16 protein-coding genes and 1 riboswitch are annotated in these 15,542 nt (G+C 52.7%); of the genes, 15 read left to right on the plus strand and 1 reads right to left on the minus strand.

The genetic code is table 11. The features are described 5' to 3' along the window. Positions 1–112 precede the first annotated feature (112 nt). The 3 genes from L971_RS05330 to L971_RS15155 are packed head-to-tail and all read left to right on the plus strand — an operon-like array spanning position 113 to position 1,752. Positions 113–715 carry a pentapeptide repeat-containing protein gene (locus L971_RS05330; RefSeq protein ID WP_047374805.1) on the plus strand — a complete coding sequence of 201 codons (603 nt, stop codon included), beginning with the start codon at positions 113–115 and terminating at the stop codon, positions 713–715. Then, complete coding sequence (locus L971_RS05335; protein WP_047374807.1) at positions 712–1,551, plus strand: aminoglycoside 6-adenylyltransferase; 840 nt, start codon at positions 712–714, stop codon at positions 1,549–1,551. The genes L971_RS05330 and L971_RS05335 overlap by 4 nt, the downstream gene beginning before the upstream one ends. Before the next feature lie 48 nt (positions 1,552–1,599). Then, positions 1,600–1,752 (plus strand): hypothetical protein, encoded by a 153-nt coding sequence (locus L971_RS15155; protein WP_034798863.1) that lies wholly within the window; start codon positions 1,600–1,602, stop codon positions 1,750–1,752. Positions 1,753–1,763: 11 nt separating this feature from the next. Here the strand turns inward: L971_RS15155 and L971_RS05345 are convergent, their stop codons facing one another. Further along, complete coding sequence (locus tag L971_RS05345) at positions 1,764–2,162, minus strand: ion channel (RefSeq protein WP_047374808.1); 399 nt, start codon at positions 2,160–2,162, stop codon at positions 1,764–1,766. A 104-nt stretch (positions 2,163–2,266) separates the two neighbouring features. On the opposite strand from L971_RS05345, the gene L971_RS05350 reads away from it, so the two are divergent. From L971_RS05350 to L971_RS05405, 12 genes are all read left to right on the plus strand, one after another. Continuing rightward, entirely contained in the window at positions 2,267–3,094 is an 828-nt protein-coding gene (locus L971_RS05350) for an endo alpha-1,4 polygalactosaminidase (RefSeq protein WP_047374810.1), read from the plus strand. Between the two features lie 219 nt (positions 3,095–3,313). After that, positions 3,314–4,405 (plus strand): GAF domain-containing protein, encoded by a 1,092-nt coding sequence (locus tag L971_RS05355; protein WP_047374812.1) that lies wholly within the window; start codon positions 3,314–3,316, stop codon positions 4,403–4,405. Between the two features lie 2 nt (positions 4,406–4,407). Continuing rightward, the gene (locus L971_RS05360; RefSeq protein ID WP_024371274.1) at positions 4,408–5,346 is read left to right on the plus strand and encodes a hypothetical protein; all 939 of its coding nucleotides are present in this window, start codon (positions 4,408–4,410) and stop codon (positions 5,344–5,346) included. Continuing rightward, a complete protein-coding gene (locus tag L971_RS05365) occupies positions 5,328–7,175 on the plus strand; it encodes a DUF2194 domain-containing protein (protein WP_024371273.1) in 1,848 nt (615 codons plus the stop codon). The genes L971_RS05360 and L971_RS05365 overlap by 19 nt, the downstream gene beginning before the upstream one ends. Beyond that, positions 7,172–8,590: a GT4 family glycosyltransferase PelF gene (gene pelF, locus L971_RS05370; RefSeq protein ID WP_047374814.1), complete on the plus strand. Its 1,419-nt coding sequence runs from the start codon at positions 7,172–7,174 to the stop codon at positions 8,588–8,590. Before L971_RS05365 ends, pelF begins: the two co-directional genes overlap by 4 nt. Next, positions 8,571–10,019 (plus strand): exopolysaccharide Pel transporter PelG, encoded by a 1,449-nt coding sequence (pelG, locus tag L971_RS05375; RefSeq protein ID WP_047374817.1) that lies wholly within the window; start codon positions 8,571–8,573, stop codon positions 10,017–10,019. Before pelF ends, pelG begins: the two co-directional genes overlap by 20 nt. A 61-nt stretch (positions 10,020–10,080) precedes the next feature. Continuing rightward, a riboswitch (TPP riboswitch) is annotated at positions 10,081–10,185 on the plus strand. An 82-nt stretch (positions 10,186–10,267) separates the two neighbouring features. Next, on the plus strand, positions 10,268–10,942 hold the full coding sequence (gene tenA / locus L971_RS05380; RefSeq protein ID WP_047374819.1) for a thiaminase II: 675 nt from the start codon (positions 10,268–10,270) through the stop codon (positions 10,940–10,942). Then, positions 10,939–11,727, plus strand: coding sequence for a hydroxyethylthiazole kinase (gene thiM, locus L971_RS05385; protein ID WP_047374821.1), 789 nt, complete (start codon positions 10,939–10,941; stop codon positions 11,725–11,727). The genes tenA and thiM overlap by 4 nt, the downstream gene beginning before the upstream one ends. Continuing rightward, positions 11,724–12,566 (plus strand): bifunctional hydroxymethylpyrimidine kinase/phosphomethylpyrimidine kinase, encoded by an 843-nt coding sequence (thiD, locus tag L971_RS05390; RefSeq protein ID WP_047374824.1) that lies wholly within the window; start codon positions 11,724–11,726, stop codon positions 12,564–12,566. The genes thiM and thiD overlap by 4 nt, the downstream gene beginning before the upstream one ends. Then, a complete protein-coding gene (gene thiE / locus L971_RS05395) occupies positions 12,535–13,176 on the plus strand; it encodes a thiamine phosphate synthase (protein ID WP_047374825.1) in 642 nt (213 codons plus the stop codon). Before thiD ends, thiE begins: the two co-directional genes overlap by 32 nt. 23 nt (positions 13,177–13,199) lie before the next feature. Beyond that, a complete protein-coding gene (locus L971_RS05400; RefSeq protein WP_047374827.1) occupies positions 13,200–13,832 on the plus strand; it encodes an SDR family oxidoreductase in 633 nt (210 codons plus the stop codon). Between the two features lie 123 nt (positions 13,833–13,955). Then, the gene (locus tag L971_RS05405; RefSeq protein WP_024371265.1) at positions 13,956–15,521 is read left to right on the plus strand and encodes a diguanylate cyclase domain-containing protein; all 1,566 of its coding nucleotides are present in this window, start codon (positions 13,956–13,958) and stop codon (positions 15,519–15,521) included. Positions 15,522–15,542 lie beyond the last annotated feature (21 nt).

Genomic DNA, 15,542 nt, shown 5'->3' on the forward strand with positions numbered 1-15,542 from the left:
AACCGTGGCTAATCAAAGCACGGCCTTCCCAAGAAGCTCCCACTTCAGGTTGCGAAGCAAGCAAGTGGTGAGTAGTTCACCTATTTTTTAGTATACGCGAAGGAGGCGCCTTATGTTTCAATCACATGCCACATACGTTGGGGAAGATTTTCGTGACGAGACGCTCCGTGACGTCTTTCTCACCCAGACGACGTTCGAGAACTGCCGTTTCACATATGTCGATGCGACCGAGTTCGAGACGGCCCAGTGTCGTTTCATCCACTGTGACTTCACCGATTCGAAATGGAACGCCTCTCGCCATAGCGGCAGCTCGTTCTTGAACTGTACGTTCACCGGCGCGAACCTGTTTTTATCGGAGTTCGACCAATGCAAGATGACGGGCTCGTCGTTTGAAAGTTGTACGTTCGAAGGCACGGTCGTCCGGGGCGGGGACTGGTCGTTCGTGAACTTGCGTCACGCGCCGCTCCGGAAAATGGACTGGTCCGGTGTCCGGTTGACCGAGGCCGACTTATACGGGGCTGATTTGAAAGAGACGATATGGACGAACGCCATCTTGTCACGAGCCGTCTTGCAACATGCCGACTGTACATCGGCCGACTTTGTCTCGGCCGAGATGGACGGAGTCGATTTCTCGGACGTGACGCTCAAGAAAACGAAACTTGACGTCATGCAGGCCGTCCAAGTGGCGCGCTCGCTCGGGGCAATTGTCGTATGAACCATGAAGCCGTGCTCGAGCAGTTGTGCGAGCTATCAAAAGAAGACGACAACGTTCGCGTCCTCGTCTTGAACGGGTCGCTCGTCAACCCGAACGTAGAAGCTGACGTCTATCAAGATGTCGACGTCTCCTGTTTTGTGAGAGACGTCTCGGACTTTTTGGAAGACCGCACATGGATCGGACGTTTCGGAGAAGTACTCATCATGCAGACGCCAGACGAAGTACCCGGACGTCTCGTCTATGACCGATTCGCTTTCCTTATCCAATACGCGGACGGACATCGGATCGATTTGACCGTTCGTCCGCTCTGCGACGTGGAGGAGGCGATACGGGAAGACTCGCTCAGTCTCGTCCTCGTCGACAAGGACGACAGGGCCGGTCAGTTGGTCCCGACAGATGAGTCATATCGCGTTCGACGCCCGACGCGATGGGAGTATGACCAGTGCTGGAACGAGTTTTGGTGGGTGTCGCTTTACGTCGTCAAAGGGATCAAACGGAAGCAACTGCTATACGCATATGACCACATCACGATCATGCGGACGATGCTTAGGCGGATGCTGTCGTGGCAGGTCGGATTTCAGACGGATTTCACCGCGAACGCCGGGAAGTCCGGAGACGGGCTCGCCCCGTATATCGACCGTGACAGTTGGGAGGCGTATCTCGCTACGTATCCCGTGATGGAGACGACGTCGCTCGAGACGAGTCATCGACTGTTGGTCGATCAGTTCGAACGCGTCAGCAGACTGGTGGCCGACCGGTCAGGGTTTCCGTATCATGAAGAAGAAGCGTACCGAATGCGTGACGCCTTTTTGACGCTTTGGCATTCAAACGATTAAGTTTTAGCCGAGTCGGGAAACCCCCTTGTATAGAAGGAGGAATGACGCTTGAATCCGTATACGACGTTCATCGCGCTCCTAGTAGGGAGTTTACTTTTATTTGTCGGCATCCGGACGAAGAAGTGGCCAATTATCGTTGTGGCTTTGTTTCCGCTCGGCCTCGTCGCATTTAACATGTTTTTACTTATTACCGGACGCTAGAAGACTGCCTGTCAGTCTTCTTCTTTTTTGTATACGGACTTAACGAAAAATGCTGTCGGGAGCAAGATACCGATGGCGGCCTCGACGAGCGCGAACAGACGAGCCGGACCGACTGGCAGCAAGTCTCCAAACCCGATCGACAGAAGCGTCACCCCACTGAAATACAAGACGTTTTGCCAGGACGGTTCGACGGGGGTCATCGATTCGAGCGACGTGACGAAAATCATACCGTCTTGCGATAACGCATAGTAGATGGCGGCGAACCCGAACATCACGCCTAACAAGCTGACGAACAGATGGCTAAAGAGACGCCCGTCAAATGCTGTCTGCCGATACGTCTTGCGTCGAAAGAAGGTATATATGTTCAGTCCGACGAATAAGACGGCAAGCGTCAGTAATATGGTGTTCATGTTGAACACTCCTTTCATACCGGTTTAATGTTGTTGTTCCCTGCAAATGCATCATCAAACGGACGATCGCATCATGAGAGATTTGACGACAAGGAGGTGTCCGTGTGCAACGATTTTTATTCATCGTTCTCTGCTCATCTATTATTTTAGGGGGGTGCATCACTAAAACACCGTTCGACTTTGATGAGATTGAGTCGTATAAGATTTTTTATAACGTACCGACCGATGAAATCATTGAAGATATGGCCCGCTATGACCTGGTCATCATTGAACCGATTTGGTATTCACCGGAACAAATCGAGACGATCCGGTCAAACGGGACAAAAGTGCTCGGTTACATTAACGTGATGGAAGCCGACACGTGGAATCGGGCATTGATTGGACAAATGGAAGAGGATGACTTCTTTTATCGTGACGGGGAACGGATTTACTTTCCGAAGTGGGACTCCTACTTGACGAATATCGCTTCCGCGAATTTCCGGAAAATCCTCATGCGAGAAATTCAAAAGCAAGTGATTAATAAACATTTAGACGGGATTTTTCTCGATACGGTCGGTGATATCGATGATGTCCATCTCGATCATCCGGACGATTTGGCTGAACAGTTGGATGGGCTCGAAGCATTTTTAAAATCGATTCAAGGCACATATCCCGGGGTCCCGATCGTTCAAAATTGGGGGATTGAGACGCTAGAACGAACGAGCGCCCCATACGTGGACGGATTCATGTGGGAAGGGTTCAATTATACGGCCATCACGACCGACTCTTGGTCGATGGAAAAAATTGAGCGATTGGATGCGTTGCGAGAGACGTATGATATTGCCGTGTTGACCGTCTCGGATCAAGAAGAACCAGCTAGCCGGGAGTTAGCGGAACAACATGGGTACATCCATTACCATGAGCCTACGTATTATGATACATGGGATTTTTAGGTAATATATGAGATTATAGACAGTTTCATACGGGTATTTATTGTACAGGACTCATATTTGGACTAGAGAACCACATCAAACATACACACGTGATAGGAGGGGATTGTTATTTTTTACGCTCAAGACCGCCCTTGGATCAAATGGGTTGAAATCCTTGTCGTCTTCGCTCTGCTCATCGGAATCGATCTCATCTTCAATCTCGGGACGATTCAAAATGACTTGAACTTGTTTTACGTGGCCGCGATTTTATTCGCGTTACGGTACGGGACGATCTTTGGTCTCATCAGTTTCGGCGTCTTGCTCCTATACAAAGTGGTTTATACCGGCTTCGTCGGAGGAGATATTTTCTTATTGTTCTACGATACAAACTCACTGCTTACGCTCTTCTATTACTTCGCTATCACTGTCATCGTCGGTTTATTCAGCACGTCATTTCGTGAACGTTATGAGATCAGTCAGTTCCGCAACGAGGAGCTGAAAGATGAGAATACGTATTTGAAAGAAACTGTCGATTTACTCAACACATCTCAAACGACGCTTCGTCAAAAATTACTGCAATCAGAATATAGCCTCAACCAACTGTATGAACTGGCTGTGTCGCTCGATTTGCCGCACCCCGAGTTAATTCGTAGCGAGACGATTCGGCTACTGAAAAAATATTTCCTCGCAAGCGACGTTGCGATTTACCACGTCGACCGGTCGCAAAAATCGATGCGTCTCCTCATTCGTCAAGCCGAGAAAAAAGAGTTTCCGCAAACGATATTCCTCGATGAGGCGTCGGGCATGTTTAAACGTTTCTTCCAAGTGCAAGAGACGACGCTCCGACAACTCGATGACGACGATTCAGACCCGATGTTGCTCGCGCCGATCACGATTGACGGACAGACGCGTGAGGTTGTTGTCATTAAGCGTCTGCCGCTTCGCAAGTTGACGACAGACGACTTGCACGTCTTGAATATCCTCTTCTCATGGATCGGGACCCGGATTGAAAACGCACAGACACTGATACGAAAAGAGCAGCACGAATTGCTCTATCCGGGCACATCATTCGCCAATCTAGTGGCGCTTCAGGAACAAAAAAAGGTCCATCACGGTCAGCCGTTCATCGTGCTCGAATATGCACTCGGATACGAGCCGGTCTCGCTTGAGAGCATCGAGGCCATCGTTCACTCCTATTTACGGGAAATCGATATCGTCGGGTATGACCGTGAAGAAAACAAACTTATGTTGCTCTTGCCAGGAACGAGTGAAGAGCATCGGCAACGGATTTATGATCGGATTGAAGGCATCTTGATCCAGAAAGGGGTGTGAGTATGGGAGCCATCAGCAATACGGTGTGGATCTTGATTTACATCGTCCATGCCATCCTCGCCCTCGTCTTGCTCATCGTGTTGAAACGAAGAATGAAAGCCCCAGACTATGGGGTCGCAGTAGCAGCCCTCTGCTTCGGGCTGTTTTTACCTTTCATCGCCGAACTCGCCGTCTACGCGGTGTATCGCCTCGCCGAACGGTTCGGACGCAGTGGTCTAATCGAGGATTACGACGAGTATATCGATTTCAAAGTCGTCAACTATGAAAAAATTCGACATGAGGCGAAGGCGAGCGCGAGTCTGCTCCCGCTCGCGGATGCCATCAATTCAAAAGATCCCGCCATTCGAAAACATTCGATTTTGACGCACGTCAACCAATCGATCGATCAGCAAGGGAAATACTTGCAGATGGGTCTTCAAAGTAAAGATAGCGAGACCGTCCACTACGCCGCGGCGACGATGAACATCTTGATCGATCAATACGAGCAAGAATTGAAACTGGCGAAACGCGAATATGAACTTGGTAACCCAGAATCAATCCGCCGCCTCGCCACGATTTATAAACGGATGATCCACAGTGAGTTGATCACGGAGGTCATGCTGAAAGACAAGCGCGAGGCATGGTTGAAAGAATTGTTGATCGCAAAGACACTATTCGCTCCGGTCGCTTGGATTTATGAAGATTTGAACGAAATTTATGAGACGTTGAACCGTCCGAAACATCAACTTGAAACATTGAAAGAATATGTGCATCATTTCCCCGAACGAATCGAGGCCCATTTGATGCTGATCGACTTCTACTATGAACGGGAGCGTTGGACAGAAGTGAAAGCCGTCATGTTTATGATGCAGACGCAGTTTTCACTCGAAGACGTGCCGTACGAATATCGGCTGCTATTCGAAGAATGGAGTGACACGACATCATGGAAAAACGAACTATAATCTCATTCTCGCTCTTCATCGTCTTATTTCTCGTCATCGTCGGTGCGATTCAATATTTACGCATCCATTCTTTGCACACGTTATTGCCAAACGTCGCGGAGCAACGGATGGAGATCGATCAATTGCAAGGCGGGGAAGCGGCCGCGTCGGGGCAACACCGTCTTCAAGTTTATCTCGTACGTGACGACGAAGAGCTTGCGGTCAAAGCTGCCGATAATATCCTTTACGGACTTCGTTACGCCAAGTTGGACGTGACCGAGATCGCCCCGGAAGAAGTCGGGACGGTGGCGCCCTCACCGTACACGATTCTCATCTTCACAGGAGAACGGACGACGCGTTGGCCGTTCACGGAGATGAAGCGATTTGTAGAAGGCGGCGGGAACATCATCTTCGGCAACCGTTTCAAAGACCCGGCATTTAATGAACTGACTGGGGTCGAAGAGATTGGGGAGTTTGTCCCGGACGTATATGGTTTGAACTTCGAAGAGAAAATTTTCCCGGGCTATGTTGATTTGAATCCGCCGGAAGATTTATTCGTTCATAGTGTTGTCGACTTCGCCATCGCGGATGAAGCGAACGTCATCCTGTCCGCTGAAGGGTTCCCGATTCTTTGGGAGTACGCCGTCGGTCAAGGAAACGTCTTGTATTGGAATACGACCATCACAAACCAGAAGATGATGCGCGGACTGTTCGTCCAGACGCTCGGCACGTTGCCGCCTGCGTTCGTCTCGGCCCAAGCCGCTATCAAACTGATGTATATCGATGATTTCCCAGCACCGATCATGAGCGGCAAAATGAAAGACGTCTCGACGACGCCGCTCGATAAGTCCGTCAAAGACTTCTTTGCAGAAGATTGGTGGGAGGACATGGTCGAGATGGCGGAAGCGGACGATTTGATTTACACAGGTGCGATGATCGGCACGTACGAAGAAGAGATGGAACTAGTCGATGAGCAACTGATTAAACGAGGGGAATTCCCGATGCTGTTCTTCGGTCGGAAACTGCTCGCGAACGGCGGCGAGATTGGATTGCACGGCTATAATCACCAATCACTCGTCACGGCCGATGAGCCAATTGACCCGACGTACGGATATATCCCATGGAAAGATAAAGAAGAGATGAAGCGTTCACTCCTTCAAGCCGAATCAGTGTTTGCGAACTACTTCCCGGCCGAAACGCTCAAATCGTACGTGCCGCCGTCGAACGCGCTCAACCGTACCGGCGTCGATGCGATTGCCGAGGCGTTGCCGGAGCTGCGGACAATTGCATCGCTCTATACGGGCGAATCTGAGAACGGGGATTTTGTCCAAGAATTTGAGTTTGATGAGACACATCCGGAGCTGTACCATTTCCCGCGCGTGACGAGCGACTACGGTGAGTCAAAAGGATCGATTTTCCAAATGGTCGATGCGATCGCCAATTTCGGTGTCTTCTCGCACTTCATCCACCCGGACGATGTCATCGACCCGGAGCGGGCGTTCGGAAGAGATTGGGATACGATGTTCGCGAGTCTTAGAAAAATCATCGATGATATCAACGTCAACTATCCGCATTTGCAAGCGTACACTCAGCACTATGCGACAGAGAAACTGATCACGTATCAAGCGGCCGACTTGAACGCATCGTTTGATGAGAACATCATTTACTTGTCGGGTGAAGGTCTCGTCAACCCGTCACACTTCACAGTTCGACTAAAAACAGGCCAATCCATCGATACCGGCACGTTCGCCTTCGGGACAGTCGAACAGATGGAAGCGGACCGTCCACTCTATTTAGTCACATTGACGGCGGCGAGCGCCGAAATCGCCATCAAGGGGGACGCACAATGAAGATTGGACTCGTGCTAGAAGGAAGCTATCCATATGTGAGCGGGGGCGTCTCCAGTTGGACCCAGACGCTCCTTGAAGAAATGCCGGACGTGGAATTTGAAATCATTTCAATCCAGCCTACCGAGAAGCGTCCGGAAGATATGAAATACGTGTTGCCGGAGAACGTTTCTGGCGTCACCCATTTGTACTTGAACGAACCGGGACAGCGAGGGAAAGGGCGGATGAAGCTAAATTCGGAGGAGGAAGAAAAACTGTCCGATTGGCTCATGTTGAAAAGTCCAAATCGACAAGCGCTCGGAATTATTGGTTCACGAATCCCATCCAGCGAGGCGTTTTTTGCCAGTGAATTCTTTTGGCGAAACGTAAAAGCAGCCTATACCGAGGAGATGAACGGGGGCTCGTTTATCGATTATTTCTGGATGTGGCAAAGCATGTACATGCCGGTACTCCGTGTGTTGCATCAACCGCTCCCGAAAGTCGATCTCGTCCATTCCATCTCAACCGGTTATGCCGGGATGGTCGCCTCTTACATGAAAGAGACGCAAGGCATCCCGTTCATCTTGACGGAACACGGCATCTACTCCCGGGAGCGGGAAGAAGAGATTCTCCAATCGTACTGGATTCCGGCCCCGTACAAACCGAGGTGGGTCCGATTTTTCCATCACTTGTCACGCGAGGCGTACAACGCGGCTGACGAGATCATCACGTTGTTTGAACGGAACCGTGAATACCAGGAGTGGATCGGGGCACCGAGCGAGAAGACGAAGATTATCGCCAACGGCATCGCCGACCGCCATATCCGGCCTGTCATCGAACCGGTCGAACATGACGTCTTCCAAATCGGGGCGATCGTCCGTGTCGTACCGATCAAAGATTTAAAAACGATGATTTACGGCGCCAAAATTTTGCAAGAGCGGAATCGCTTGTTCAAATTGACGATCATGGGACCGCTCGACGAGGATGAAGAATATGCAGAGGAGTGCCGTTTGCTCATCGAGCAGAGCGGTCTTACGGACTACGTCGAACTTGTCGGTAAAGTGAACGTCCAAGAGTGGCTGCCGACGTTTGACTTATTGCTGTTGACGAGCATCTCGGAAGGACAGCCGCTCGCTATTTTGGAAGGCATGGCCGCCGGCATCCCTTGGGTGGCGACCGATGTCGGGGCGTGTTCGGAGTTGTTGTACGGCCGGACGGACGACCCGTTCGGTCCGGCCGGATTCATCGTTCCGCCGGTCCACCCGGAGGCGATTGCCGATAAAGTCGAGTGGATGATGGACTATCCGCGCGAGCGGATGCGCTTCGGGAAGAACGGTCGCGAACGCGTGCGTCAATATTACCGGTTGCAACAGTTCGTCGACCGTTACAAAGCCATCTATGAAGCGAGGAGGGAACAGTATGGCGGGCATCGGGTTTAAACTGCAAAAACTGTTTCAAGAAGACTACTATTCGTCACGGCTGAAGGCGTACACGTTCTCTGGCCTCGTCACGTCAGGACCGTGGCTAATCGTCATCTTGGTCGTCGGGACGATTCAATGGCTGGCGTTTCAAATGCCGATGTTGTCGCTGGAAGAACGGACGATTTTCATGCTGTCCGTGTCTTACGCCTTCATCTTTTCGCAAATTGTCTTCAGTTTTCAACAGCTCGTCGTCACGCGCTACGTCGCCGACTTATTCTATGAGAAAAAGGCGCATGAGATCTTTCCCGTCTTTACCGGCATGTTGAAAGTGACGATGCTCGCGGCGGTCATCATGTACAGCATCTTTTGGATGATCTCCCCGCTCGCATTTGTGTATAAACTCGTTTTGTTCGTCTTGTTCATGACGATCAACGTCATCTGGGTCATGTTTTTGTTTTTGAGCGCGGCCAAGTTTTATCAGGCGATCGCATACAGCTTTTTGCTCGGTGGTTTCATCGCGGTCGGCGGCGTGTTCTTGATTAGCCGCATCATGGCAGACCCGACGAGCCTAGAGTTGTTGACCGGCTTCACCGCTGGGATGATCGTGACGTTATTCGGATTATTCTTTGCGATGTTGCGGACGTTCCCGCTCCGCTACGCCACGAGAGAGTTCTCTTATTTCCGTTACTTTGATCTCTACCCCGACTTGTTCGCAATCGGCGTCTTGTACGTCCTCGGGATTTGGGTGACGAACTTCATCATCTGGTTCGGTGAGGGACGGATGGTCGTCGCTGATTCGTTCGTGTTTAATCCCTACTACGACACGGCCGTGTTTTGGTCGTACTTGACGATTGTCCCGACTCAGTTGCTGTTCGTCGTCGCCGTCGAGACGAGATTTTATGAACGGTACCGTACGTTTTATGGGCTCATCAATTACGGCGGGGCACTCCATCAAATCGACAAAGCGAAACAGACGATGACGACCGTCTTGAAAAATGAGTTGATTCGCCTCGGCCGGAGTCAAGGCGTCGTCACACTGTTCGCGGTGCTCATGGCCGGTGTCTTCGTCGGTTGGATCGGCGTACCAGAGGAAGTTGGGCAAATCTTCCGGATGACGACACTTGCCGCGTTCGCGAATGCGATGATTCTCGTGTTGACGCTACTGTTGCTCTACTTCGAAGATCGGCGTGGTGCGCTTCTCGTCAACTTGTCGTTTTTCACGTTCAACGCTTTGTTCACGACGCTGTTGCTTCCGCGAGGCATCGATTGGTATGGCGTCGGTTTTGCAGTCAGTACGACGATCACGTTCTTTATCGCCGGCCTCCGTTTGATTTACTTCATGGGGAAAGTCGATTATTACGTGTTTGCCTCTTCGAATCGGCGTAAACTCGGAACGGAACGGTTCTCCAATATGGGAAGTGTGTTGAACCGCCGCTTCTCACGTTGAAGGGTTCCTATTTCATCAAAAGATTGGTATGATGTGACCGAAGACGACCGAATTTCATAATGTTTGCCACTAGGGGAGTCGCATGACGCGGCTGAGATGGACGAGGTCCAGACCCTTTGAACCTGATCTAGTTCACGCTAGCGTAGGGAAGTGGGCGAAATGACTTGTCTCACCCTCTGTGTATGTCCGACGCCGCTTCCGTTATGGGAGGCGGCGTCTTTTTTCATACAACAAAGGGGGAGACGGAAATGACGTTCACACAACAAATCCGACAAGAGGCGGATGCTTTGTTCCAAGCAAGTTTTGACCACCCGTTCGTTCAAGCACTAGGTGAGGGAACGCTCGACGAGGCGAAGTTTCGCCACTACGTCTTGCAAGACTCGTACTATTTGAACCAGTTCTCAAAAGTGCAGGCGAAGGGAGCGATTTTATCGCACGACATGGAGCTGTCGAGCCGATTTTTGACGCATGCCCTACACACGATTGAAGCTGAACACGCGTTACACCGTGAGTTCTTTACGATGCTTGACGTGACCGAAGAAGAAAGACGTGGGTTCGAGCCGGCACCGACCGCATACGCATACGCGATGCACATGCAACAAGCCGGACCGACGCTCGGGGATGTGCTCGCGGCGATTCTGCCGTGTTACTGGGTGTACTACGAGATCGGGGAACGGTTGAAAAACGCGAAGCCGGAGCATCCAATCTATACGGCTTGGATTGCCACGTACGGGTCGGAATGGTTCCGTGAACTCGTCGAAGAGCAGATTGACCGTCTCGATCTGTTGGCCGAACAGGCGACCGAAGTCGAGCGCACCCGTTATCGTCAATCGTTCTTGAAGAGCTGTTACTATGAAGTGGCGTTTTGGCAGATGGCATGGACGCTTGAGACGTGGGACGTCCCGGTGGAGGTGAGCCGATGAAGCGCGATTTATGGGACAAAGTCCGGGCCGAGCGACCGCTCATCCATAACATCACGAACATCGTCGTCGCGAACTTTTCAGCGAACGGTCTGCTCGCCGTCGGCGCGTCACCGGTCATGGCGTCCGCTGTCGAGGAAGTGGCGGAAATGGCTACAGTGAGCGATGCGCTCGTATTGAACATCGGAACGCTCGATGCATCGACCGAAGCGACGATGATTCGGGCCGGGCAAGCGGCAAACGCTGCGGGACGTCCCATCGTTTTCGACCCGGTCGGTGTCGGCGCGACATCGTTTCGGCGTCAAGTGGCGACCGCGATCCTCGCACAGGTGCAAGTGACCGTCATTCGTGGCAACGCCGGTGAGATGGCGACATTGATTGACCGAACGGCCCACACGCGAGGGGTCGATGGCGGGGAAGCGTTGCATGACGTGACACACATCGCGCGCGAGGCGGCCAAGCGGTATCGCTGTGTCGTTGCCGTGACCGGAGAGACGGATGTCGTCAGTGACGGGGACGTGACGATTGAAATCAAAGGAGGGACCGAAGTGATGACACGGACGACCGGGACCGGCTGTTTGCTCAGTGCGGTCGTCGGCGCATTTCTTGCGGTCGAGTCCGATGCGATGACCGCGACGTCGACGGCGCTCGCCGGGTACGCCCGTTGCGGGGAACTCGCGACAATGCGTGCCGAAGGGTCGGGCGATTTCCCGATCCACTTCTTGAACGAACTCGGTAAGATGACCGCGGTCGAACTACCGAGCGACCGGATCGAGGTGGTCTCATGAAGCGCACACAAGTGTTGACGATCGCCGGTTCCGACTCAGGCGGCGGCGCCGGCATTCAAGCCGACTTGAAGACGTTCCAAGAGCTCGGTGTATTCGGCACGAGCGTCTTGACGGCAGTCACGGCTCAAAACACACGAGGTGTGCATGGCGTTGAAGCGGTCTCGACCGAACTGCTCGCGCAACAACTCGATGCGATCGGTTCCGATTTTTCAATCGAGGCGTGCAAGACCGGGATGTTGTTCGATGCGAGCCGAATCGAGACCGTCGCTTCCGGCGTGAAGCGGCATGCGTTCAAACAGCTCGTCGTCGACCCGGTCATGATCGCAAAAGGTGGGGCGTCCCTACTTCAAGACACAGCCGTCGAGGCGCTCAAGACGTCCTTGCTGCCCCTCGCGACGGTCGTCACGCCGAACGTGCCGGAAGCGGAGGTGTTGACGGGTTTGACGATTCGTTCATTTCAAGACCGTTTTGAGGCGGCGGAACGGATCTTGTCACTAGGCGCGAAGGCGGTCGTCTTAAAAGGGGGACATCTCGAAGGGGAACGTGCCGAAGACCTCGTCTTGACGGCGTCAGAGGCTTTCCTCGTCTCGGCAACTCGTATCCAGACGTTTGACACGCACGGCACCGGGTGCACGTTCTCGGCGGCGCTCACGGCCGAGCTCGCCAAAGGTCGTCCGATCATCGAGGCGACCGTGACGGCGAAGCGGTTCATCCAAAGCGCGATCACGCACGGTCTCGATATCGGTGCCGGACATGGGCCGACGAACCACTGGGCGTACGGCACGTATGGAGAGGAGGGTGTGACGCTTGAAACGATCACGACAAGCCGGGCTCGCTGAACGGCTAGAGCTTTACTTCATCTGTGGGACGACGAACACGAAAGATATCTTCCGGACGGTCGAGACGGCACTCCAATGTGGCGTTACATGTTTCCAATTTCGCGAAAAAGGAAAAGAGGCACTGTATGGAGATGAAAAAGAAGCGGTGGCCCGAGCGTTGTTTCAACTTTGTCGCACGTACGGTGTGCCGTTTATCGTAAACGACGACGTCGACTTGGCATTGAAACTCGATGCGGACGGGGTACATGTCGGTCAAGAAGATGTGTCAGCCCATCGCGTCAGACAGATGATCGGGGCAGACAAATGGCTCGGGGTTTCGGTGCATTCGCTCGAAGAAGCGGCGACGGCCATCGAGCATGCGGACTACGTCGGCATCGGACCCGTCTTGCCGACGGACTCGAAAGAGGACGCCGGTGAAGTGAACGGCACGACGCTCATCCGTGAAGTGCGGGCGGCGTATCGGGAGCTCCCGATCGTGGGGATCGGGGGCATTCGGCCTGAGCACGTCGAAGAGATTCGACGTGACGGGGCCGACGGGGTCGCCATCATCTCGGCCATCGCTTCGGCGCCGGACGTGGCAACAGCCACACGACGTTTCAAGTGTCTCTGAATTCGATTCGAGGAGGAAGACAAATGAACGTATTTGTAATTGGTGCGAACGGACAGATTGGGAAACAGCTCGTCGAACGCTTACATGAGGAAGGTAAGCATGACGTGACGGCGATGGTACGAAAAGAAGAACAGCTTGAGGATTTTAAAAACAAGGGCTATCAGGCCGTGCTCGGTGACCTTGAAGGCGATGTCGCGAACTTGACGGACGCTATCGGCAACGCCGACGTCGTCGTGTTCGCAGCCGGTTCTGGCGGGAACACCGGAGCCGATAAGACGTTGTTGATCGATTTAGACGGCGCAGCGAAAAGCATCGAAGCCGCGAAACAACAAGACGTGAAGCAATTCGTCATGGTGAGCGCGTTGAAAGCGGAAGACCGTTCGGCATGGCCGGATGAGATGAAACCATATTACGTCGCGAAACATCACGCGGACCGTGTGCTCGAAGAGAGCGGATTGACATACACGATCGTTCGTCCAGGTGCGCTCACGGATGACGCTGGCACCGGAAAAGTGAAGACGGGCGACGTGTCGACCGGTGAAGTTCCACGCGCCGACGTGGCGGCTTTCCTCGCCCACGTGATCGGACATGATGCGGCTTACAATAAAGCGATCGACCTCGTCAAAGGTGACACGGCGATTGAAGACACACTATAACAGGTACGAACGGACTTTGTTCCGTTCGTTTTTTTTTGGAATGTGCCCTTTGGCTCGATAAAGGAAACGAAACGTCCGATAGAGAAAATATAGACGTATCTGTCTTGAGAAAGGGGTCTATCCATGACCGCACTGTTTACGTATATGGTCGTTTATCTCTTACCGGCCTTCTTGCTCAGCCATCTCGCGCTAGATGTGTTGCTTCGAAATCCTAGACGAGTCGAACATCGGCTGCTCAGTCTGTTCGTCTTCGGCTATGCGATGCTCTTCATGGCAGAGTTCGGGCGCCACTTGTCGCCGATTGAGCTCAGTCCGGCCTTCGTGACGTACTGGTTCGGAAACGCTGGGATTTTGATTTTTGTATGCTCGGTCCACTTTATCTTTAAAGTGACCGGTGTCGGAGCCAGACTTCCGAAATGGCTCTACCCATATGTCCTTTATTTACCGCTCATTCCGGTCGCCTTGACGTTCATCCGTCAAGAGAACATCATCAACAGCCAACGGTTCGACCAAGTCGGGATTTGGCTATACCCTGAGTTCAACGCCTCGTATTTGATCACGATGACGATTGGGAACGTGTTCCACTTTCTCATCGTCCTTTTGCTTATCTATGCACTCAAACGAGCAGAACGAACCGAGCATCAGCGTGTTCTGAGGATGCTCATTTGGACGGCACTCGCCGTCCTCGTCTGGGACATCGTGTTCGGTTATTTCCAATTCCGCGGTGTCATGCCGCCGTACGGTTATATGTATGGAGGTCTCGTGTGGGCCGTCGCACTCGTCGTGGCGATGAATCGCCTCGACTTCTTGGCCTCGTACGCGAAACGATACGGGACGCTCTACAATTTGAACCCGTCCGCGATTTTGCTCGTCGATGACACCGGGCGCATCGAGAGCGCCAACCCGGCCGCCCGGATGTTGTTCCATACGGTCCGGGTCGTCAACGAACGTTTCGTCGACTTGTTGCCGGAGAAAAAGCGGGAAGAGTGGTGTCATCATTACCGCCAGCACTTCCAAGCACAAAAGAAATTTCTCGAGTTCGAGACGAAGATTCAAACGAAGACGGGGCAAGAGCGTTATGTCGTCATCGATGGCGACTTCGTCTATATCGATCAAAAAGTCCACGGCATGATCCTCATCCGGGACGTGCACTCGTTCAAAGAGGCCGAACAGACGATTCGCTTTTTCGCGTATCACGACCCGCTCACGAAACTCGCCAACCGCCGTGCGTTTTATGAGCAAGCCGATCAAGCATTGCTTCAAGCGGACACACTTGCCCTCATCATCCTCGACCTTGATGGGTTCAAAGGCATCAACGACACGTACGGTCATCAAGTCGGCGATGAGTTCCTCATTCATCTCGGGACGGTGCTCGAATCGGTCACACCGGAAAACGGTCTGGCTTCCCGGGTCGGCGGCGACGAGTTCTACATCTTCTTGACAGATGTGACAGAGCCTCGTCTCATCGATTTTGTCACACGGCTGCAACGGACGCTCAGCGAGGAGTCGTTCTTGCTCGGACGGCAATCGATCCCGATTCGGGCGAGCATCGGTGTGAGTCTCTCTCCGGGGCAAGGGGTCGACCTCGATACGCTCATTCATAAAGCCGATCAGGCGATGTATCAAATCAAGCAAGACGGCAAGAACGACTACGCGATTTATGACGACGTGTTACACGGTCCGAAATAACGGGAACAGACTCACGATAAC

The sequence above is a fragment of the Exiguobacterium sp. ZOR0005 genome (assembly GCF_000798975.1).
Lineage (GTDB): Bacteria > Bacillota > Bacilli > Exiguobacteriales > Exiguobacteriaceae > Exiguobacterium > Exiguobacterium aurantiacum.

Coding starts and splice junctions, on each gene's coding strand:
- L971_RS05330 (WP_047374805.1), top strand. CDS start 113: ATGTTTCAATCACATGCCACATACGTTGGGGAAGATTTTCGTGACGAG.
- L971_RS05335 (WP_047374807.1), top strand. CDS start 712: ATGAACCATGAAGCCGTGCTCGAGCAGTTGTGCGAGCTATCAAAAGAA.
- L971_RS05345 (WP_047374808.1), bottom strand. CDS start 2,162: ATGAACACCATATTACTGACGCTTGCCGTCTTATTCGTCGGACTGAAC.
- L971_RS05360 (WP_024371274.1), top strand. CDS start 4,408: ATGGGAGCCATCAGCAATACGGTGTGGATCTTGATTTACATCGTCCAT.
- L971_RS05365 (WP_024371273.1), top strand. CDS start 5,328: ATGGAAAAACGAACTATAATCTCATTCTCGCTCTTCATCGTCTTATTT.
- pelF (WP_047374814.1), top strand. CDS start 7,172: ATGAAGATTGGACTCGTGCTAGAAGGAAGCTATCCATATGTGAGCGGG.
- pelG (WP_047374817.1), top strand. CDS start 8,571: ATGGCGGGCATCGGGTTTAAACTGCAAAAACTGTTTCAAGAAGACTAC.
- tenA (WP_047374819.1), top strand. CDS start 10,268: ATGACGTTCACACAACAAATCCGACAAGAGGCGGATGCTTTGTTCCAA.
- thiM (WP_047374821.1), top strand. CDS start 10,939: ATGAAGCGCGATTTATGGGACAAAGTCCGGGCCGAGCGACCGCTCATC.
- thiD (WP_047374824.1), top strand. CDS start 11,724: ATGAAGCGCACACAAGTGTTGACGATCGCCGGTTCCGACTCAGGCGGC.
- L971_RS05400 (WP_047374827.1), top strand. CDS start 13,200: ATGAACGTATTTGTAATTGGTGCGAACGGACAGATTGGGAAACAGCTC.
- L971_RS05405 (WP_024371265.1), top strand. CDS start 13,956: ATGACCGCACTGTTTACGTATATGGTCGTTTATCTCTTACCGGCCTTC.